22 protein-coding genes are annotated in these 21,112 nt (G+C 42.0%); 17 read left to right on the top strand and 5 right to left on the bottom strand.

Going from position 1 to position 21,112, the window contains the following annotated elements:
- Positions 1-260 precede the first annotated feature (260 nt).
- The 11 genes from CIK99_RS09160 to CIK99_RS15395 all read left to right on the top strand — a co-directional run bounded on the left by CIK99_RS09160 (position 261) and on the right by CIK99_RS15395 (position 10,758).
- Positions 261-1,370 carry a DegT/DnrJ/EryC1/StrS aminotransferase family protein gene (locus tag CIK99_RS09160; RefSeq protein ID WP_094381225.1) on the top strand — a complete coding sequence of 370 codons (1,110 nt, stop codon included), beginning with the start codon at positions 261-263 and terminating at the stop codon, positions 1,368-1,370.
- Positions 1,371-1,372: 2 nt separating this feature from the next.
- Positions 1,373-2,578, top strand: coding sequence for an acetyl-CoA carboxylase biotin carboxylase subunit family protein (locus CIK99_RS09155; RefSeq protein ID WP_094381224.1), 1,206 nt, complete (start codon positions 1,373-1,375; stop codon positions 2,576-2,578).
- A 59-nt stretch (positions 2,579-2,637) separates the two neighbouring features.
- A complete protein-coding gene (locus CIK99_RS09150) occupies positions 2,638-3,330 on the top strand; it encodes an acetyltransferase (protein WP_094381223.1) in 693 nt (230 codons plus the stop codon).
- 2 nt (positions 3,331-3,332) lie between these two features.
- Positions 3,333-3,794 (top strand): MaoC family dehydratase, encoded by a 462-nt coding sequence (locus CIK99_RS09145; RefSeq protein ID WP_094381222.1) that lies wholly within the window; start codon positions 3,333-3,335, stop codon positions 3,792-3,794.
- 13 nt (positions 3,795-3,807) lie between these two features.
- Positions 3,808-4,695, top strand: a complete 888-nt coding sequence (locus CIK99_RS09140; RefSeq protein ID WP_254047768.1) for a CoA ester lyase — start codon at positions 3,808-3,810, stop codon at positions 4,693-4,695.
- A 94-nt stretch (positions 4,696-4,789) separates the two neighbouring features.
- Positions 4,790-5,713 (top strand): restriction endonuclease, encoded by a 924-nt coding sequence (locus CIK99_RS09135; RefSeq protein WP_094381221.1) that lies wholly within the window; start codon positions 4,790-4,792, stop codon positions 5,711-5,713.
- A 46-nt stretch (positions 5,714-5,759) separates the two neighbouring features.
- Complete coding sequence (locus CIK99_RS09130) at positions 5,760-7,928, top strand: hypothetical protein (RefSeq protein WP_094381220.1); 2,169 nt, start codon at positions 5,760-5,762, stop codon at positions 7,926-7,928.
- A 12-nt stretch (positions 7,929-7,940) separates the two neighbouring features.
- Positions 7,941-9,017, top strand: a complete 1,077-nt coding sequence (locus CIK99_RS09125; protein WP_254047767.1) for a lipopolysaccharide biosynthesis protein — start codon at positions 7,941-7,943, stop codon at positions 9,015-9,017.
- A 69-nt stretch (positions 9,018-9,086) separates the two neighbouring features.
- Entirely contained in the window at positions 9,087-9,401 is a 315-nt protein-coding gene (locus CIK99_RS15770; protein WP_254047766.1) for a hypothetical protein, read from the top strand.
- Between the two features lie 52 nt (positions 9,402-9,453).
- On the top strand, positions 9,454-10,461 hold the full coding sequence (locus CIK99_RS09120) for a glycosyltransferase family A protein (RefSeq protein ID WP_094381219.1): 1,008 nt from the start codon (positions 9,454-9,456) through the stop codon (positions 10,459-10,461).
- 153 nt (positions 10,462-10,614) lie between these two features.
- The gene (locus tag CIK99_RS15395; RefSeq protein ID WP_158215950.1) at positions 10,615-10,758 is read left to right on the top strand and encodes a hypothetical protein; all 144 of its coding nucleotides are present in this window, start codon (positions 10,615-10,617) and stop codon (positions 10,756-10,758) included.
- Between the two features lie 188 nt (positions 10,759-10,946).
- Here the strand turns inward: CIK99_RS15395 and CIK99_RS15390 are convergent, their stop codons facing one another.
- Entirely contained in the window at positions 10,947-11,057 is a 111-nt protein-coding gene (locus tag CIK99_RS15390) for a smalltalk protein (protein ID WP_158215949.1), read from the bottom strand.
- Between the two features lie 107 nt (positions 11,058-11,164).
- Positions 11,165-11,683 (bottom strand): N-acetylmuramoyl-L-alanine amidase, encoded by a 519-nt coding sequence (locus CIK99_RS09115; RefSeq protein ID WP_094381226.1) that lies wholly within the window; start codon positions 11,681-11,683, stop codon positions 11,165-11,167.
- 105 nt (positions 11,684-11,788) lie between these two features.
- On the opposite strand from CIK99_RS09115, the gene CIK99_RS09110 reads away from it, so the two are divergent.
- The 3 genes from CIK99_RS09110 to CIK99_RS09100 all read left to right on the top strand — a co-directional run bounded on the left by CIK99_RS09110 (position 11,789) and on the right by CIK99_RS09100 (position 14,487).
- Positions 11,789-11,986 carry a hypothetical protein gene (locus CIK99_RS09110; protein ID WP_094381218.1) on the top strand — a complete coding sequence of 66 codons (198 nt, stop codon included), beginning with the start codon at positions 11,789-11,791 and terminating at the stop codon, positions 11,984-11,986.
- Between the two features lie 3 nt (positions 11,987-11,989).
- Positions 11,990-12,322 carry an IS66 family insertion sequence element accessory protein TnpB gene (gene tnpB / locus CIK99_RS09105; protein ID WP_094381217.1) on the top strand — a complete coding sequence of 111 codons (333 nt, stop codon included), beginning with the start codon at positions 11,990-11,992 and terminating at the stop codon, positions 12,320-12,322.
- A 134-nt stretch (positions 12,323-12,456) separates the two neighbouring features.
- On the top strand, positions 12,457-14,487 hold the full coding sequence (locus tag CIK99_RS09100) for an IS66 family transposase (protein ID WP_094381216.1): 2,031 nt from the start codon (positions 12,457-12,459) through the stop codon (positions 14,485-14,487).
- 356 nt (positions 14,488-14,843) lie between these two features.
- Here CIK99_RS09100 and CIK99_RS09090 read toward each other — a convergent pair whose 3' ends face one another.
- From CIK99_RS09090 to CIK99_RS09080, 3 genes are all read right to left on the bottom strand, one after another.
- Positions 14,844-15,344, bottom strand: a complete 501-nt coding sequence (locus tag CIK99_RS09090; protein WP_094381214.1) for an HU family DNA-binding protein — start codon at positions 15,342-15,344, stop codon at positions 14,844-14,846.
- A 418-nt stretch (positions 15,345-15,762) separates the two neighbouring features.
- Entirely contained in the window at positions 15,763-15,960 is a 198-nt protein-coding gene (locus tag CIK99_RS15385; RefSeq protein ID WP_158215948.1) for a DUF4248 domain-containing protein, read from the bottom strand.
- Between the two features lie 212 nt (positions 15,961-16,172).
- A complete protein-coding gene (locus tag CIK99_RS09080) occupies positions 16,173-18,368 on the bottom strand; it encodes a VapE domain-containing protein (RefSeq protein WP_094381212.1) in 2,196 nt (731 codons plus the stop codon).
- Positions 18,369-18,498: 130 nt separating this feature from the next.
- On the opposite strand from CIK99_RS09080, the gene CIK99_RS15380 reads away from it, so the two are divergent.
- The 3 genes from CIK99_RS15380 to CIK99_RS09070 all read left to right on the top strand — a co-directional run bounded on the left by CIK99_RS15380 (position 18,499) and on the right by CIK99_RS09070 (position 21,012).
- The gene (locus CIK99_RS15380) at positions 18,499-18,645 is read left to right on the top strand and encodes a hypothetical protein (RefSeq protein WP_158215947.1); all 147 of its coding nucleotides are present in this window, start codon (positions 18,499-18,501) and stop codon (positions 18,643-18,645) included.
- 209 nt (positions 18,646-18,854) lie between these two features.
- A complete protein-coding gene (locus CIK99_RS09075) occupies positions 18,855-20,627 on the top strand; it encodes a hypothetical protein (RefSeq protein WP_094381211.1) in 1,773 nt (590 codons plus the stop codon).
- Between the two features lie 136 nt (positions 20,628-20,763).
- A complete protein-coding gene (locus tag CIK99_RS09070) occupies positions 20,764-21,012 on the top strand; it encodes a hypothetical protein (protein ID WP_094381210.1) in 249 nt (82 codons plus the stop codon).
- The last annotated feature ends 100 nt before the right edge of the window (positions 21,013-21,112 follow it).

Raw genomic sequence — 21,112 nt, 5'->3', positions numbered from 1 at the left:
ATTGCTTGAGAAAATTGCGAGTCTCTTTGATTCCACACTGGATGACCTGCTTGAGAGGGCTATGGCAGATGAAGAAACAAGGCAAGACTTGGAACGCATTCTCAGATGTGATCAAGATTTCAAAAAGCAACCTATGGATTAACGCTTTTTAAGCAGAAAGAGCGAAATACCTAAAGGCTAATTGTTTAATATCTATTTTTAAAAGAGTCAATCCCCACTACAGCTGCTTCTGTGGGTGTGGGAAACTTTAGTAAATAATTATGGAAAAGAAATTGATAACAGTAACATCTCCGTTACTGCCAAGTTTGGATGATTTTCATGCTGAACTCCAGAAAATCTGGGACTGCAAGTGGATAACAAATAATGGCAGCTACCACAAACAGCTGGAGGCTGCATTGGCAGAGTATCTTGGTGTGCCATACGTGAGCCTGTTCACTAATGGTACGCTTCCTCTTCTCACGGCTCTTCAGGCTTTGAGAATCACAGGTGAAGTGATCACTACTCCTTACTCTTTCGTTGCAACAACACACTCTATATGGTGGAACGGCTGCAAACCTGTATTCGTGGATATAGACCCTGCAACGGGCAACATCAATCCCGACCTTATTGAGGCTGCAATTACTCCAAAGACCACAGCCATTATGCCTGTACATGTATATGGCAAACCTTGCGACACCAAGCGCATTCAAGAAATTGCTGACAAGTATGGCTTGAAGGTTATTTATGATGCTGCTCATGCGTTTGGTGTAGAAGTAAATGGTGAGAGCATCCTCAATGCCGGCGATATGAGCACATTGTCGTTTCATGCCACCAAGGTTTATAACACCATTGAGGGTGGAGCCATGGTTATGCATGATGAGACTACTAAGAAACGTATAGACTATCTGAAGAACTTCGGATTTGCAGGAGAAGTGACCGTCGTTGGCCCCGGCATCAACTCCAAGATGGACGAGATGCGTTCTGCCTATGGACTTCTCAATCTCCGTCAAGTTGATGCTGCCATAGAGGCACGCCATCATATTGCCATCAAATACCGTGAGGCATTACGAGAAGTTGATGGAATCACCTTCTTCGACGATATGCCCGGTGTAAAACACAACTACAGCTATTTCCCCATCTTTGTTGATGCCGAGAAATACGGAATGACACGTGACGAGCTTTACTTCAAGATGAAGGAAGTCAACGTGCTTGGCCGCAGGTATTTCTATCCTCTTATCTCAGAGTTCTCCACCTACAGAGGATTGGAGAGTGCAAGACCTGAGAATCTACCCAATGCACATAAGATGGCAAACAGCGTCATTTGTCTGCCTATGCATCATGCACTGAGTGAAAATGATATAGAACGAATAATTAGTTGTATTACAAAATAATTATGACACAAAAGAAACTCATGCTCCTTGGCGGACTTCGATACCTTCTGCCAGTGATAGAAGCAGCTCATCAGCAAGGTTATTACGTGATAACAGCAGATTATCTGCCAGATAATATCGCTCACAAATATTCAGATGAGTATTGCAATGTGAGCATCATCGACAAAGAAGCAGTACTTGCTAAAGCCCGTGAACTTCATATAGACGGCATTATGTCTTTTGCTTGTGACCCTGGAGTTGTAGCTGCATCATACGTGCAGAACCAGATGAATCTTCCCTCGTTTGGCCCTTTCGAGTCGGTTGAAATTTTGCAAAATAAGGATAAATTTAGAGCATTCTTGAAAGAGCATAATTTCAATGTTCCTTGGGCATTTGGCTTTGCCAGCAAAGAGGATGCGTGGGACGCACGAACGAAGTTTGCTTATCCCCTTATAGTAAAGCCAACGGACTCAGCAGGTTCAAAAGGTTGTACCCGTGTAGATAAGGAGGCAGAACTGATGGCTGCTATTGAATATGCTTTCAAATATACTATCAGCGGTCATATTATCATAGAAGAGTTCTTGGAAAAGAAAGGATGCTCTTCTGATACAGATAGTTACTCTTACGATGGAAAACTACAGTTCGTCAGCTTCTGTGCGCAACGCTTTGATGCCAATGCAACAAACCCATATACACCTGCTGCATACTCATGGCCATCCACTTTCTCAAAAGAAGAAGAGGATTATCTAACAAGTGAGATACAGCGTCTCATCACACTTCTCAATATGAAGACATCTGTATGGAATATTGAGACTCGAGTTGCTCCTAACGGGAAACCATATATTATGGAACTTACACCTCGTGGAGGAGGAAATCGCCTTTGTGAGATGCTTAGATATGCAACGGGCGTTGATATGATTACGGCCATCACACGTGCTATGGTGGGTGATGAACCGGAGTCTATAGAGCAGAAGCCTTATAACGGTCATTGGGCAGAGATAATTCTTCATGCCGACAACGATGGTGAGTTTGTATGCCTTCAAATTGATCCATCACTTCCCGCAGAAGTAGTGGAAGAAGACCTTTGGGTAAAACCGGGAGATCACGTCCACGGATTTGAAGCAGCCAATGATGCCATCGGCACACTCGTCTTACGATTTGAATCTGCGGACGAATTAGAAAAAGCAATAGTAAATCAAAAAGAATGGTTGAAGGTTATAGTTTTGTAGATTATTCACTATATGACCTACAATATAAGCCTTCTTATCAATAAAGTTACATATATATTATGGAAAATTTAGTAATAGTTGGAGTTGGCACTAATTCAAGATTAGCATTGTCTTTCATTAAATATCATAACCTATTTAATGTCATAGGTTTCGCAGTTAATAAAGATTACTATACATGTGATACCTTTGAGGGATATCCTGTTTATTCGTTAGAAGAATTGGAAGATAAGATAGGCTCTAAAGATGGATATTCACTCTTTATCTCACTCCTTTGGAATCATTTGAATGCTGATAGACGAAAGTTGTATGATTATTGCAAAAATCAAGGATTTAAATTGGCAAACCTTATATCTCCATTAGCAATAATCAGAAGCGAAATAAAGGGAGATAATTGTTGGATTCAAGACCAAGTTGTAATACAGAATGACACCGTTATCGGTAGCAATGTTGCTATTATGGCAGGTGCTCTAATAGGTGCCGACTGCAATGTCGGAAGTCATTGTTTTTTTGGTGCACATTCCTTATTGGCAGGTGGTTGCACTTTAGGCGAGCAATCATTTGTAGGTTTAAAAGCAACAGTCTTCGATGACACCAAGATAGGAAAGAAATGTATAGTAGGTGCATGTACAGCTGTTAAACGTAATATGCCCGACTACTCGAAATATATTACCTCATCAGATAACATTGTAATCAAGCAATACGATGAAGCTGAAATAGAATCTAAATTGGTATTTTCAAAGAATAAAAGGTAAATATGGAATCAAGTAAATTAGGCCTCTACTTTGAGGAGTTTGAGGTTGGTGCAGAAATAAAGCACAACCTCTCAAAAACAATTTTTGAGTGTGACAACAACTTCTTTTCATTGATGACGATGAATCATCATCCCGTTCATACCAATTTGGATTATGCCGGAAAGAATCAACATGGAAAGATTTTGGTGGTTGGAACTCTTGTCTTTTCACTTGCAGTAGGCATTACAGTGCCTGATGTCAGCGGGAAAGCTATCGCTAATTTGGGTTATGAGGACATCAAACATTTAAACCCTGTGTTTATCAACGATACAATATATGTCCGTACTAAAGTGCTTTCAAAGCGCGAATCAAAGTCGAAGAATGACAGAGGTATCGTTTATGTTGAAAGCATAGCCTACAACCAAAACGGTGTAGATGTGCTGTCTTTTAGGAGAAATGTTCTGGTAAAGAAGATGAATGTTTAATCTCAATATAGATATGAACAATTACAATTATTTGATGCGTAGTCTTATGTTTGTGCCTGCGCACAACCAAAAGCTATTAGATAGCTCTGTTAGACGAGACGCAGATGTGTTGCTTCTTGATATTGAAGACTCTGTACCTCTTTGCGACAAACAACAAGCACGAGACAACATAAAGGCCTTTGTAAAACGCGATGACTTGAATGGGAAATTAATTTTTCCTCGTGTAAACGACAGAGAAAGTGGAGAGTTGTTGAAAGACCTGTATCAGCTCACGATTGAAGGTGTTACTGGTTTTATGTATCCCAAAGCAACCAAAGGAGAGGATATTTATTTTCTTGGAAAGCTACTTGAAACAATAGAATATGAAAAACATATTCAAATCGGTACGTTCAAGATTATACCTTTGATAGAAACTGCTGGAGCAATTGTCAACATAAAGGAAATATGTACCGCTTGTCATAGAGTATGTGCTGTCACATTCGGTTGTGAAGACTACGTGACCGATCTCCGCGGAAAGCATGACCCAGATGGTAATAGCATCTTCTTTGCACGTAATGAGATTGTAAATGCGGCTCGTGCAACAGGAGTTATTCCAATTGATACCGTTCACATCAAGGTTCATGACCTTGAGGACCTAGAAAAGAACTTGAAGGTCGCCAAAAACCTTGGTTTCGAGGGTATGCTAATTCTCAATCCCAAAGAACTTCCTCTTTGCCATCAGTATTTCTCTCCTTCAGAAGAAGAAGTGGCTTGGGCCACCGAGATGGTAGAACTGGCGGACGAGGCAGTTCGTGAAGGTAAAGGTGTGGCAGTCAAGGAAGGAAAGTTCATCGGACCTCCGATGGTCAAGATGGCTAAGAACATAATGGCTAAACACAATCAGATAGAAGCCCGCAAGTGATGTGAACTCAAGCAGCCATACAGGTAGAACTCTTTCATCGAGAGTTTGCAGTTCGATACTGCTGGCTGCTGCAAAACAAATAATTACAAACAATATGAAGCATTCTCCTATTGACGATTTGTATAACGAACTCTTTGGCGAATATCCACAAAAAGCGGGTACAGCTTTAGAGCGATTGGCAACTATAGCGTATAATGAGATTTGTGCCCAAAGAACTATGGTTGATCAACATATCAAGGGTACATACAGTGGAACAGACTATCAATTGGATGGTCTTGCTGTAAGAAATGGACAACAAGAAATGATTGAAGCCAAAGACTATACGATTTCAGGAGAAAAGGTAGGTCGTGATGATATCCAAAAATTAAATGGAGCATTGGTTGACCTTGCCTCCGTTCATCGAGGAGTATTTGCTTCAGCTACGGATTATACCAAACCTGCTGTAGAATATGCAATGGCTTCGGAGAAAATGCCACATAGCAAACCCATTGACTTATATCAGGTGCGCAATAGTACAGAATTAGATGAGGAAGGAAGAATAAAGGTAATCCATATTGTGATGAATGTGTATTGGCTTGATTTTGACAGAGGCACATACAAGCCGATATTCACCAAAAATGGAAGGAATTGTATTCTTCGTGATTTACCTAAAAATACTGAACTTGCATATACGCTAAGCGAGTTTACAGACAAGGAAGGCAATGTGAAAAAGACAATTGCAGAACTATCCTCAACCACCAATAAGGAAGTGAAGATGGATGCAGACCAAAAGGTTGTCGAGGGTATTTGGGATTTACAAGGGCTATATGTCAGATTCCCTAATGGGAAATATTGCGAAATTGCTCGTGTAGAATATTCTATCCCAATATCAGTTTGCAAAGAGAGTTTTGACATTACAAGAGAAGGGAAAGCCTGTTTGTTGGTAAAATCACAAGATGGATCAATCAACACACTGCTTACAGATAAGCAACTAAAACAATATCATTTCAAAGATGATGGTACTGTCGAAAAATCTTGATTTTCTGATTTCTCACAAACATCATATAATATAAGAACTAAGCAATATGAGCATTCTGAAAATACATATTCGAAACTGTTACGGTATAGGTTCTTTTGATAAGGAATTTGATTTGACAAAAGGAAGTGGCATCATATATGCACCTAACGGTACAATGAAGTCATCCTTAACTCACGTATTTCAAGACATAGCTTCAGGAATAGAATCCTGCGACAGGATTTATACAGAACGTATATCAGAACGTGAAGTCCTAATGGACAATAATCCTATTGATGCAGAATCCATCTATGTTTTCAAAGAAGAAAATGTAGATGGGCATAAAAGTGTATCAACGTTTCTGACTAATCCGGAACTTAAAGCACGATATGATGCCATCCATCTGGAACTTGCGAATGCAAAGAAGGCTTTGAGTAAGAGCATAAAGAGGACCAGTGGTTCATCGGATATAGAGTCTGAGATATTGGATTCGTATAAGGAGAATGAGTCTGATAATGTCTATGACTGCTTTCTTTCGCTAAAGGCATTAGTCGAAGGGGATGCATTGCCATTATATTCATTCAACTACAATGATGTGTTTGACAAGAAAGGATTGGTTAAGAATTTTTTGTCAGAAAACGGGCAGATTGTATCTCAATATTTTGAGAAATACAATGAACTTTTGAGCAAGTCCAATTTCTTTAGTGTAGGTGAAAATTCATTCGGAACATATCAGGCTGATGCATTGATATCGTCGGTGAAAGACAATCGTTTTTTCAAGGCAAGTCACAGAATTATGTTAAAAGATGGCTCTGAGTTGCATGATAAGAATCTTCTTATTTCAAGAGTTGAGCAGGAGGTTAAATCTATATTCAACAATGAAGAACTCTTGTCGATTTATCAGACCCTTGAAAAATCATTAGCAAAGAATCAGGATCTTCAAAAGTTTAAGGAAGCTATCAAAAACAATCCTGCGATCATATCGAAATTAGTTGATTATGAAGGGCTTCGTAAGGAGATAATTGTCAGTTATTTACAACAACACAAACAAATGTTTGTTGAAATATGTGGTCTCTATACTTCAAAACGTGACGAGTTGAGAAAGATTATAGAAGATGCTAATGCCTATACTGAGAAATGGAAGTCTATCATTGACTTATTCAATGCCCGTTTCTTTGTTCCATTTGAGGCAAGAGTAACCAATTTGCCTGATGTACTGCTAAATGACAAGGTTGCCGCATTGACATTTGCATACTGCGATGAAGAAGGTACTGAACCAAAGGTTCTGGAAGACTCCAAGTCCATAAGGATGTTAAGTCAAGGTGAGTATCGAGCATATAATATAATGCAAAATTTGTTTGTGATTGAAGGATTAAAGGAAGATGGAAAGGAGCACCTTCTGATATTGGACGATGTGGCAGATTCTTTCGACTATAAAAACAAATATGCAATTCTCGAATATATAAACGACATCATTCAATATGGCTGTTTCAAGGTACTAATCCTCACTCATAATTTTGATTTCTATCGTACAGCAGTATCTCGTCTTGGTATTACTAATCAGTTTTTTGCTTACAAAAAAACGGATAGAACCATAGAATTAGGGCAAGGAATATTCAAGACTGATATTTTGAAACACCGGATTATTAAAAAAGCTCACAAAGACAAAGCGGCATTCATTTCGCTGATTCCTTTTGTACGCAATATTATTGAATACACTACTGGGGATTCCTGCGACGAATATCTTTTGTTGACTTCTTGTTTACACGATAAACCAGATACATATACGATAACAATCGGACAACTTTATTCTTGTTTGAAGTCTAACATAAAAGGATTGAAGGATATTGAGTTTGCAGGGGAAGAGAAACACTATATTGAAATTCTGAATGAAGCCACTCAGGCTGCAATGTCAGATTCAAACGAGATTGAAATCACCAATAAGCTTGTCTTATCTATATATATTAGGATAAAGACAGAAATGTATCTCAACTCGATATTGACAGAAGAGCAAAAGCAAGGGGAGAACTTTAACAGTGATCCAACTGGCAAATTGTGCAAGTTATTCAAAAAACACTTTAATGCTACGAAATCGAAGGAATGCCTATTAGTGAATAAAGTTTTAATGCTAACATCTGAAAATATCCATCTCAACAATTTTATGTTTGAGCCAATCGTGGATATGCCAATAGCTCACCTTAAGGCATTATTAAAAGAAGTAGAAGAAGTGTTTTCATAACGTAAATATGATATGTCAAAACAATCATTAAAAGACAAAACAATTAAGGGCACGGCATGGAGTGCCATCGACAATGTCACGCAGATGGGTGTGTCGTTCTTGGTGAGCATAGTCCTTGCCCGTCTGCTCTCGCCTGATGACTATGGTCTTATAGGCATCATCAATATTTTCACTGTCGTATGTAACGCCATCATCAATGGAGGTTTCAGCGCAGCATTGATACGCAAGAAAGATGTGACAGATGATGATTATAACACATCATTTATCGTCAATCTTGGCCTTAGTCTGCTATTGTATACTTTGGTTTTCTTGGCATCACCCCTTATCGCCGATTTCTTCGGAAGAGAAGAGCTCGTATGGCTGACACGAGTTTCATCGTTAATAATGATTATTGGAGCTCTCGCCATCGTGCAGCAGACAAGACTTACCAAGAGAATTGACTTCAAGACCCAAACAAAAATCACCCTTACGGCCAGTATTATCAGTGGAGTGATTGGAATAACGATGGCATTCTTTGATTTTGGCGTATGGGCATTGATAGCTCAGATGCTTTCTGCACAGTTGTTAAGGACGGTGTTACTATGGGTTTATAACCATTGGGTGCCATCATTGCGATTCAACAAGAAAAGTTTTCACGAACTCTTCGGTTTCGGCTGGAAGTTGATGGTGTCAGCCATATTAGACAGTTTATGGACTCAGTTGTATCAAGTCGTGGTAGGAAAGTACTACAATGCAGCAACGTTGGGTCAATATACTCGTGCCAAACAGTTCTCTCAGATGTTCTCCTCGAACCTGACAAATGTCATTCAGCGGGTAACCTATCCCGTGCTGAGTGAAATTCAGGATGATAAGGAGCGTATGATTGCAGCCTATCGCCGAGTCATTAAAATTACAATGTTTCTTACCTTCGCTTTGATGTTCGCATTGGGTGCAGTCTCAGAACCTTTATTATATTGTCTTATCGGTGAGAAATGGCATGATGCGGCAACATATCTTCCACTGATATGCATCATAGGCGCTTCCTATCCTTTACATGCGTTAAACCTTAATATGCTTCAGGTGCAGGGACGTAGCGATTTGTTCCTATAACTGGAAATAATCAAGAAGATTATCGGACTCGCTCCTTTGTTTATCGGTGCTTTTGTAGGAATCTTCCCGATGCTCTACACCTCAATATTCACCTGTACCATTTGTGATTTCCTCAATTCCCATTACCCCGGCGAATTGTTAGGCTATACCTCGTGGATGCAGTTGAAAGATATCTCAAAGTCATTCTCCATGACTTTTACTATGGCAGTAATTGTCTATATGCTCAAATTTATCCCAATCAGCTATTGGATAACCCTTCCGATTCAGATAGTGGTAGGATTCAGTCTCTTTTTCCTACTATGTAGAATCACGAAGATAGAAGAGTATAAGGAGATGATGAATATGATCAAACCAATGTTTAATAAAATTATTGGTAAACAATAGTAATTATAAAGATTAAATATAAATAACTGAAAGAAAAAATACGTATTGAATTATGAAGAATTCCGAAGAATTGATTTATGCTCCTGTGTTAATACCAACTCTAAACAGATATGACCATTTTGTTAGATGCTTAGAATCGCTGGAAGAATGCACTGGAGCTGAAAAAACAGATGTTTATGTTGCATTGGACTATCCTCCTTCGGAACATTATCGAGAGGGGTGGAAAAGAATAGACGCTTACCTTCATAAAAAAGAAAACAATAATGGTTTTAACCATTTGATAGTTTACAGAAGAGAGACCAACTATTTCTTTTCAGGAAAGGGTAATTTGACAACAGCAATAAAAGATTTACCAGAATGTATCAATAGATACATCCTTTCAGAAGATGATAATATTTTTTCTCCAAATTTTTTAGAATATGTTAACGATGGATTAGAAAAATTCGAGAATGACCCGAACTGTTTGGCTGTATGTGGATATAATTATCAAGGCGTCAAACTAAATGGATATAATTATAATTGTTATCTTTCAAGGGAGTATTCTGCATGGGGTGTAGGCTTTTGGAAGAAAAAAAGAGAAAAACTTGAATATATTTTCAAGATTGATTATGCCAAATTCATAATGTCAAAATGGGAAAATATTTGGAAATTATATAAGAATGAGCCTAGACTATTAAATACAATACTACTAAATTTGGATTGTGGAAAAATATTTGGTGATACAATGTTGGTTTCTTATCAATATCTCAACAATAAGTATTCCCTCTTCCCCAAAACATCAAAAATACGCAATATGGGATTTGATGGTACAGGTACCTCAATTTTTGAGGTGGATAATTCTTATATGTCCCAAATAATTGATTCTGAAACTCATTTTGTATGTGATATGGTTGATCGTAAATCAATTGATGTTGCAGCTTTAGAGGTAAGAAGAAATTTTAAACGTTCTTGGGTTATGAATATTATCATTCTAATCAGGTGTGCCGTTTATTATTTCACAAAGATAGATATTTTGTATTTCGAAGCTAAACGCAGAAACAAGGCTTTATTTAAAGATTGAAATGGAGTAAACCGATAGTCGACGTATTTTGACAAGTTGAAAAAGATACGGGTATCAGGTAACAAGATAGGTAAGCGTCCAAAAGTGGTTTTAGGTAATCCGTGAAAAAGTTTGTACCTTTGCGCTGTCAAATTCAATAAACAATAAATAGGCATGATAAGTTCTTTCATCTCGACCTGTCAGCAGAAGTGTCGCAACTTCCGCGACTTCTTCGTTGACTATGTTCGGGAGTTGAACAGGGGACGACGGGACTATGACAATCTTGTCAGGCTTGCTTTCTCCCCGGCGGCCAATTAAAATAAGTTAAATTTCAATTAAATCACAAATAGGCGGGCTTCTCGGAATGCCCGTCCTATAAGGGTTTTAATCACTTTTGGACGCTTACAGTCATATATTCTAAGATGGGCAATACACAGGTCACCGAATACTTACAGTACAACGAAAAGGAAAAGGGCGGGCATCGTGATTGAGGCCCGCCGCGATCGTCATAACATGGCCATGCAGCTGGTGACGCCGAGGGTGGTGGCGATGGCTGTGGCGATGGAGACGATGAGCTGAAGGATCAGCTTCCAGGTGGATCTGTTTGTTGTTGACATAGAATTGAGATTTAAAGATTAATAAATAATGATGAGTTGACGAGTTGTTTGCGGGCATCGGTGGGCATTATGGAGGGCATCAGACATCAGTCATCAGCCATCAGTCGTCACTTCATCAGGTAGGCGAATTCCTTTGAGGCGACGAAGCAGGGACAGGCTTTGGGGATGGCGCCGGGCATCTCGCAGTGGCCGCAGATGAGGGCCTTGGGGAACTGGCGATGGAGGTCGCGGAGGAGACCGATGAGGGAAGCTCGCTGCTTGAGGGTTCGGGTGTCCTTGGGTTTGCCTTTGGCATCGAGACCGCCCTCATAGCAGATGCCGATCGAGCAGCGGTTGAAGGGTCGGCAATGGGCTCCTACCTCGTTGAGGCGGCGGTGCTGTGTCACGGTGCCATCACGGCGGATGTAGAAGTGATAACCCACGTCGATGAATCCACGCCGCAGATGGTCGCGCCTGAGCTGCTCTGGGGTGTAGTCCTGGTCCTCACGGGTGGCGGAGCAGTGGATGACGAGAAACCTGACTGATTCGGCCGGCATGTAGATGCCTGACTCGATCTTGGTGAGGAGCATGTCCTCCGTGGCGACCGTGCCGCCAGCGATGTTCATTGGGTATTGTTCGTGGAGCATGATATTGTAATTATTACGTAACTGTTCGGTGAACCCCGTCATTGTCATATAGAATAATTATCGTACCTTTGTCGCTGATATTTTCACTTTAAATTTTTAGCGACAATGAACAACAGAAAGCAAAACAAACAGCCTCTTTTTGCAGAGGTAAATCTTACGGGAGATGAGTTCGAAAAGTCTCCCAGTGCTCAAATTCAACGCACGAGATTCTTGAAGTTGGTTTATCCCAACAATGTGACCCTGATACTCCCTGGTGACATCACTGCCAGCCAGTTGGAACAGTACATCCGCATAAAAGTGTAAGCCATGGCAAAGATATGTCAATTGCATGCAGACCTTCACTACTTACTGTGTATGAAGCCAGTGGACATGCGGAAACAGTTCCGTGGACTTCAAGGACTCATCAGTGAGTATTACAATCGTTACCTGACTCAGGACGAGGCATTCATCTTCATTGGCAAGACAAGGACAACCGCCAAGATCCTGCATCGGGAAAGCAATGGCCTGACTCTCTATGTCAGAAAACTGAGTGAGGGACGTTTCCAGATTCCGCAACTGAACGAGGACAAGCGCACTTGCAACCTCGATTATAAGAATTTTGTTTGCCTGGTTTTGGGCGAGAAATGTGTTGGTGAATAGCCTTGTTTTATGCGACTTTTGATGTTGATATTATTTAACTTAAATAGCTTAAAATCAGTATGAAATAGTCAACAAAAAACTTGTGTAATTCAAGAAAAAATCGTACCTTTGTAAGGTAATTAAGAGATAAAAACATGGTATCTGAAACAAACAAAAACAGTCAGGATCAGGCGTTGGAAGAGAGGCTTTCCAACATGCATGAGCAGATGGCAGGAGTGACTTCCCGCCTGGATCAGACTGAGCGTGCCCTGGATTTGGAGCGTGCAACCCGTGAGGATATCATAAAGGCAGAAGTGGAACGCAGAATACGTGAAGCAGAACAGCGTATCCGTAAAGAGATCGAGTCGGAATATGCCGATGAGCGTGCAGTGATGGACAAAGAGAGGCAGGCTATTGATCGGCAGCGTGAGGAGATGCAGAAGGCCTTTGAGCTGATGCAGCAGAAACTCGTCACAGAGACTGAGCAGAAGATCAGAAAGGCGAAAGATGAGGCAGAAAGCCATTTCCTTGGAAAGATGGCTGCACAGACTGAAGGCTTCCTCAGGCTGTTCTCTGAAATGACGCGCCGTAACAATGCGGACATTCAGGGCTATCTTGCCAAATTCAAGGCAGCTTCCGAAGATGCTCAGGCTGCCATCGGCAATGAGATAAAGACAAGACTTGAGAGGATATTCAAGAATGAGCAGTCGAAAAATCGTCAGATTGCCGAGCTTGTCAGGATGATATTCACGCAGAAGCGGGAGCGGTTCCTGGTTTCGGAAGAAGACCGCACCGGTGTCCACAATCATCTGCTGGCATCTCTTAAGTTTAATGAAGAGGAGGAGGCGAATTATAAGAAGGCACTTGAGACTGTCAAGAAGTACCGTCTCCAGAAAGAGGCGTGTCGTCTTGCCCGCAAGGAACAGCATAAAGACGGTCACGGTCGCAACAAGATACCTGATGACATGGTCCGTCTGCCGGAGATACTTGTATATCCTGAAGAATGTATCGGACACATGGACGAGTACCGCGAGGCTTTCCCGGGAGAAACCACGGAATTTATCGTTCCTGTCTCTGCCAAATACATGGTGCAGGGCTACCGCTGCCCCGTCATGGTACGCAAGGATGACTTATACCAGAAATTCCATACAGCCCCCGTACATGAGGAACTCATATGGAAAAGTTACGCATCCAACAAGTTGTTGTCACAGATAGAGGTGCGCAAGTATATGGATCACATGCCCTTCAACCGCCAGATTGGCCAGATGAAGAGAGACGGTCTGGTATTGGCTCGGACTACAATCAATGACTGGCATGTGGCTGTATGCGACACGCTTGTTCCATTGTACAAATTACAAGAGCATTATGTGATGCGTGGGCTTCACTTGGCGGCAGACGGAAGTCCGATGCCGGTGGTGGACAATGAGAAACATAAGACTGTCAAGAAGTACATCATAGAATACCGCAATATAGACACAGGCATACCGATTTTTTTGACCGCTGTAGATATAGGCAATGGTCGTGGAAAAGAGGTGATACAGGCTCAACTGGCCAATTGGAGCGGGCTTGCCCTGATGTGTGATGCCTATCCCGGATATGACTGGATAAAGAAGACAGGACGTGTGCTGTGCAGGTGCTCGGCCCATGCTAGGCGTGAGCATGAGCGAGCTTTGAAAGAAGCCCCGAAGGCTTCCATGCCAGGCATGCTTCTTTTTCAAGAGATCTACGGTGTAGAGGAAATCATCAGACATGAGAATGCGTCGGGCAGCAGGATAACGGAGCTGCGTAATGAATTGGCGCGTCCTCTGTGGGAGACTCTCCATTTGTGGTGTATGAATGAAATACTGAATCATGACAGGCATTCCCAGATGTACAAGGCGCTGAACTATGTAATCAGACATTTTGAAGAACTGACAGCATATCTTGATATACCAGAAATGCCTCTGGATAACAATGCGACCGAACGGGAAATCCGTGCGATGGTGATGGGCAAGAAGGCTTATCTCTTCTGTCAGACGGATGAAGCTTGTGAGCGTGCAGCTATGATGTACTCATTCTTTGGTGCCTGCAAGGTGAAGGGTAAGAACCCTGAGCGATGGCTTGCTTATGTGCTTGACCACATAAGTAATACCAAAGATGAAGATTTATACAAACTACTTCCTGAGTTTTGGGAAGACATTAAATGAATTAACATTAATTTATAAATACAAGGTGAGGACCTTGCTGATGTCTATGCATCAGCAGGGCTAAACGTCATACACTCGACGAAAATCAGTGCGCAATGGGGCGCGCTGCAAAGGTACAAAGTTTTTTTGAATCTGCAATGACGGACTTCACCGAACAGTTACATTATTACGATAACGATAACGAAAACGAAAACGATGACAATGATAATGACGTAAACGATAACGATAACGATAACGGGAACCGGTCTGACAAGCGGGTTATTTCGATTACGGATTATACCGATGATGCTGATGACTGTAACAGTCAATGGCCGCCGAGATCAGTCTCCCGTCTCGTCATCGCTTTCGTCAGGACTTTAGATCAGACTTCCGCCGCCGCCTTCTTCTGACGTGCCGGGATCTTCACTGTTGTCGGGTGTCTCGACGGTGGAGTCGGCGGGGACGGTGCCGTTGTACTTCACTAGGGTGATCTTTTCGGGCATCAGGTCGTAGATGCGCTTGCCGTTGACTACCTTGAACGATGGTGTGAAACTCGGGACGAGACTCTGGATGAGCTTGGCGTTAGCCTCCTTCTCGGTCTTCGCCGTGCCGGTGGTGATGAAGCGGATGGAGAGGCTGCCGAAGCCGAGGAGCTGAATCTGATAACCCTTCTTGAGGTTCTCCTTGACGTAGTAGGCGTAGCGGTCGAGCACGTTTTTCACGTCGCCCGGAGTGGCAGACGACTCAGCCGCTATCTGGTTTGCAACATCGTCGGTGCTCAACGTACCGTAGTTGACTGGTGACACACTGTACACGGTCTTTGGGTTCTCCTTGTCGAACATCACCGTGCGCTTGGTTACTCTGTAAGCCTTTGACATAGAATTTGAAAATTTAAATGTTGAACAATTGAATTAATTAACTCGCTGTGTAATCGGAAGGTGGCTCCTTCTGGCCAGTAAAGGGGACTTATTTCCTTTTCACAATGCAATGTCAGTGCAAGCGAGAGCAATATAAGCTTGATTAATATTGCCGAGTGCAGCCTGACTTCGCTTCTTTGATGCAAAGTTACTACATTTTAATTTGGCGATGGCTCATAACTGCTCATAAAGGCTCATAAGTCCTAAGGCATTAACAATGGCTGTTGTTGAGACACAAGAACACCCGATCGTTAGGTCATAAGAACACCCGATCCTTGTGATACAAGAATACCCTATCGTTAGGACATAAGAACACTCGATCGTTGTGATACAAGGATACTCGATCGTAAGGTCATCACGACTCGGTGCTCTTATGGACTCACGGGTCTCCGAGATACTCCATGATGATTCTTACTTGCCTCGCACTGAGGATGCGGCACTTCTTGTAGGGCATCGACAGTTCGTCGAGGGCGGACATCAGTTGCGGACATCCCTCTATCCACCTGCGCAACGAGCGGACGGCTTCTACGTCGCTCATATCGGGGAAATACAACTTTGCTAAATCTCTACGCTTCATACTTATGAAAGATTGAAATATTGAACAATTGAAATATTGAAAGATTGAAATGGTTAAATGTATAAATAGTGGCTCTGCCACATTTGCCATATACTTCATACAACATATATATAAATAATGTATATCATTATAAAAAATAAATATTATCATCATTATTATAAAAGTTTAGAAATAATAGTGGCATAAGTGGCAGAGGGCACTCGGAAAGACGGTCAGAAGGGTATGTCGGCAGACACCATCATCCTACGGCTGTTTATCTCCGTAGCCTCAAGCTCCACCACGATATAGCCCCGGCGGTTGCCGTTGCGCATACGCTGGTATCCCTTGTTGTCGAGTATCTGGCAGAGCGTGCGCAACGGGATGGGACGGTGGAGGTTGCCATAGCAGATGAGTTTAGCCTGAATCTCCGAGGTGGTTAGGAAATGTACGGTGCGCGTCTCCTTGCCCACGGGGCGAGGCATGTCGAAATAGACATCGAGAAGCTCCTCCTCGGGAGTGCGGTCGGCAAACTGCTCCACATAGTGGCTGAACTGCTGAATCTCGTCGGTGGTAAACCAATAGGCAAATCCCTCCTTCACCATTCTCACCGCCTCGGCATACAGGCGGCGGTGGTCGATGGGATTGTCGAAGGGCGAGTCGATGCGCTCCACATAGAAAGGCAGGAACCGGCGGTTGCCCGTCTGGTCGGTCAAGAACTGGAACTTGTTGCCTGAGGCACAGTATGACGCTAAGCGCACACGCCGCTCCTTGGTGCTGCCGTAAGGCGCGCGGATATTGACGTCGGGAGTGGTGATGAGCGACTTCAGGTTGTCGAGGTCGGCACTTGACAGGCGGTCGAACTCATCGTAGTTCACCATGGCAAACTCAGCGCAGCGCAACTGTTCGTCCTTGTCGCCGAAGTTGGTTCCCGACTGTCGGCAGCGGTATGTCACCAGTTCGTCAGGTATGAGAGCGTCGAGCCATGTGCTCTTGAATATGCCCTGGGGTCCTATTAGCACAAGCATCTGCTGGTTGACCACCTTTGGGTTCATCCACGAAGCCACCATAGACACAAACCACTTGCGGAAGCAGGTGAGCCAAAGGGCGCTTACCCCCATCTCCTCACTGTGGACGGAAGAATAAGCCAGCGGAGGTGCGGTCACATGCACCATTCCAGCCACTTGGTCAATATATGACGATCCGCCGGTTTCAGCCTCGCAGGCCTTCACCGCCCCGTCGAGATAGTCATTAAGAGGGTTGAACTCCGGTATGCAGTTGCTCATCAGTGCCGCACGGAAAGTTTGGGCGGAGATGTTCTGACCCGTCTCCACGTTGCACGCCAAGAGCATGGAGTTGATGTCGCGGTCGGTCAAGTCCGTCATATCAGTCCGTTTCAGTTTATGAGTAATAACGTCAAATTTCAGTCCCTGGCTGCGCAGGAAGTCGGCGGCAAGGAGCATTTTCACGTCACCCTTGCGATCACCGTCCTTCTTGCCCTTGCCGTCGGGCAGTGCCCTGCGGCCGTGCATCGCGGCAGCAGTCTTGTAGCAGCCGGCGACGAGCGACGGTATCGACTCCTCGCCGTATTGAGATGCATACTCCTGCTTCATGAGCTGTGCAGCGTGATCCTGCTCCATGCCGAAGTCGGAGAGGGTCATGGCAAGGCGCACGAGAAAATTGTTGCGGTTGCCATGGGCGAACTCACCAGTAGAGGACTTGTTTACGCACGCCTGTGCAAAGGCGAACACCTTTTCCACGGTCCACTGTGGGCTCCAGTCCTTCTCTGTTGTGGCGTTGTCGTTGGCTATGCGGTCGTTCTTGCCACGCTTTTTGCATGCCTGCGTCATATCCACCTTCAGAGGCTCGGCGTCGGGATTAATCCACGCCTCTGGGTCGTGACAGATAGACGATCCGTGGTTGGCCTTGCCTACGGCCGGGTCGTAGTCGGCAGGAATGGCGTTGGCGATACGCTCATTGCCTTGTATAAATGCCTGCTGATACACCTGCGGAGTGAGACCGCAGTTTGGAATCTGGTAGAAGTAATAGATGTGAAGGCCATTGCCGCTCATGCTCACGTGATACATCACCACAAACGGCAGTTCACGCACACGTCGCTTTGCCTCCTCCATAATGTCAGATGGGATATTGTCGATGTCGCACTGGCACAGACAGGTATAGCTCACGAGATGCTCCATTTCCCGTCCGTTCTTGAAGCGAGCTGCAGGCATAAGCATCGGAAACTGCTCAGCCTTTAGCTTCTTGAGTTGCTTAGCAGGCAGGTCGGCATCTATTGCCTTACGGTAGTTGACGGTGCGCTGCCGCAGCACCTCGTCGTTCCTGATTATGTCATACACATCCTTGAGTGTGACGTCGTTGTGTGCCAATGTACTGAGACAATTGGGATACACGGGTAAGAGAGTTTTATTCATAAGCGTATAAAAAAATTCAGATAATAAATTGCGGTGCAAATATACTAAATAATTATTTTCCCGCAATAGTGTAATGACTTAGTGTCACGCCCAAGAGGAGTGACATAATTAAACATTTTTAATCATGTTAATGAAAATTTCACAAGAAAAGATGTTGAAACTCGGCGATGTAGTCTTCGCCGCCTTCGACTATGCCCGCAAGTCAAATGGTCTTATGGGCAATGATTTGGTATCGGAGGGATTGATCCCTTATCGTCAGAAAATCTACGTAGTCTAAACCGGAAAATGCAGGGAGTTTGAGTACTACATCGCCATCTTCCGGCGGTCTATATCGGAGCTCCCGACAGAAGTACAGGAATACTATAAATCGAAATTGGTTGATGCGATGATGGATGATCATTGATTAATTCAAGATGAGAGCATGAACTCGTAAGGTGGTAGAAAAAAACACAAGCATAAAATTATATATAATAAAAAGTAAAAAAAATGATTACCAATATTACGATAGAGAAAGTAAAGGGTATCGAGAATAAAACCTTTAACATAGAAATAAAGGAAAACATGTATAACCTACTTGTTGCTCCAAATGGTTTTGGTAAGAGTTCTTTCTTCGCAGCCTTTGACTCACTGCGAGCTTCTAAGATAGAACTGAAAGATAGTTATGCACCTATTGGCGGAGATACAGTAAGTTGCAAATTGTCGATTACTGATAATGGGATTACTTATTCTGCAGATAATACTTCAAATCAACTGTATGCAGAATACAATATTTATTGTATCAATTGTAGATTGACCCCTAAAGCCATAGGAAAAAATTTTAATGGACATGTGGCAGCTACAGGATATTTGGGAATAGAGCATATTGAATTGAAGAAGACCCCTCAAAATGTTTCTTTTGGATATAAGTATTCGACAATGCAGAGTTATCTCACCAAACATAAGAATTTGTTGAAGAATCTTTATAGTTATTTCGGAAATCCATATTATACCCATATGCTGGTCGATTGCTATCCTAATTTCGAAAAGCTTTTATCAAAACGTCGTAAAGAAATGATAGATAATGTGTTGGAAAAAATATATGCATTACGTGGTTCTATACAAGAAATAAAAGATCGTTTTGACGAAAGCTGGTTAGATAATATAAAAGGTGAAGAATGTTATAAAGCAGTTGTTGAAACTATAGGCCGGTTATATCTTGAGCTAAATACAATGTCAGAATTGGACAAATTTTTGTTCATCTTTCAAATGTTAGAATTGTATAAAAGAAACAAGACAATTTTTAAAAAAGCTGTTAACTGGGCCGATTATGAAGTATTGAAATCTCAGTTGAACAATCACATTGAAATGATTAATACTACAGGGCAAAATATCGTTTGCAAAGAAGATAAAGGTAGTTTAATGCTATCATTTCCGAAAGCACATACAATCTCTAATGGACAAAGGGATGTGTTGGTACTTAGTATGATGTTAAAGATGGCAACACTAAAGCTGACGCCAAGTAAAAAACATATCTTTATAATAGATGAAGTGTTTGACTATTTGGATGATGCAAATATTCTTGCCGCCCAATACTACATTTCAGGAATAGTAAACAAAGCGTTAAATGAAAATATTATAGTATATCCAATAATAATGACACATCTTTCACCTGAAAGATTCAAAAACTATGCTTTCCCAGATAAAAAACTCAATGTGCAGTATTTGAAGGAAACATCTTGTCAGCCAGATGCAAATGTGAAAAAATTGCTGGCTAAAAGAAGTGACTTGAGGATTAAAGCTGATGTTTCTCATTATCTCCTTCATTATGCTACGGGTGAGATAAACAAGAGAAATGAGTTTAGAGTGTTAGGGCTTAAAGAGACATGGGGTGAAGGTATGAAATTCTTAGAATTCATCATTCATGAAACAAATAAATATCTTGCTGGTGATACTGATTATGATCCATACTCTGTATTCACTAGTCTAAGGATAAGGATAGAAAAGATTGTGTATGATAGAATTGTAGATGATGAACAAAAAAGTAAATTTGAGACAACCAAGAAAACTAAAGAGAAACTACATTATGCGGAAGAATGTGGTGTTCAAGTAGAAGATGTTTTTTATATGCTTGGAATTTTATATAATGATGTGGAACATGTTTGGGATAATGGAATAGATAAGCCTGCTATATATAAATTGGATAATTTGGCTGTTAGAAGTATCATATCACAAATTTTTAATTACAAAGGTATTCCAATAACCATTGATTCTATTCATTAGTTCAAAAGATTTGGAATGACAGGTCACTGTCCCGCAGATATAGTCAAATACATTATCTCAAATGAATTAAAAACATTTTTGAGCCGACATGTCACTGACTGTCCCATTTAGCATTAATTATCAAAAATAGAATGATATGGATAAAGAATTAGAAGAAATGCTTAAAGCTCACTTTGAGACATTAAGTGAATATTATAACTCAGACGGAGAATATGAAATTGACGATTCTGGATGTATTATGATAAATGTTTTTATGACTGATGAGTGTGATACAAAGAGGCTGTCAGTTGACAGTTTTCTTGACTATATGTCTGATTTAAGAACGCTTAGGAGAGTTGACAAAACAACAGTCAGAACTAAACAAGTTAGGCTTCGTCTCGCCTGAAAGGCGATATGAAGCGCCGACCGTTGCACGTCCGCCGCAAATGTAATCAGAATATTATGGGGAAAGATGTTGGTTTTTGCATGGTTTCCAAAAGGCAAGT

This window comes from Prevotella sp. P5-92 (genome assembly GCF_002251245.1).
In the GTDB taxonomy this organism is placed as follows: Bacteria; Bacteroidota; Bacteroidia; order Bacteroidales; family Bacteroidaceae; genus Prevotella.
The sequence above is the reverse complement of the archived record's forward strand: the minus strand, read 5'-3'. Positions and strand labels throughout refer to the sequence as shown.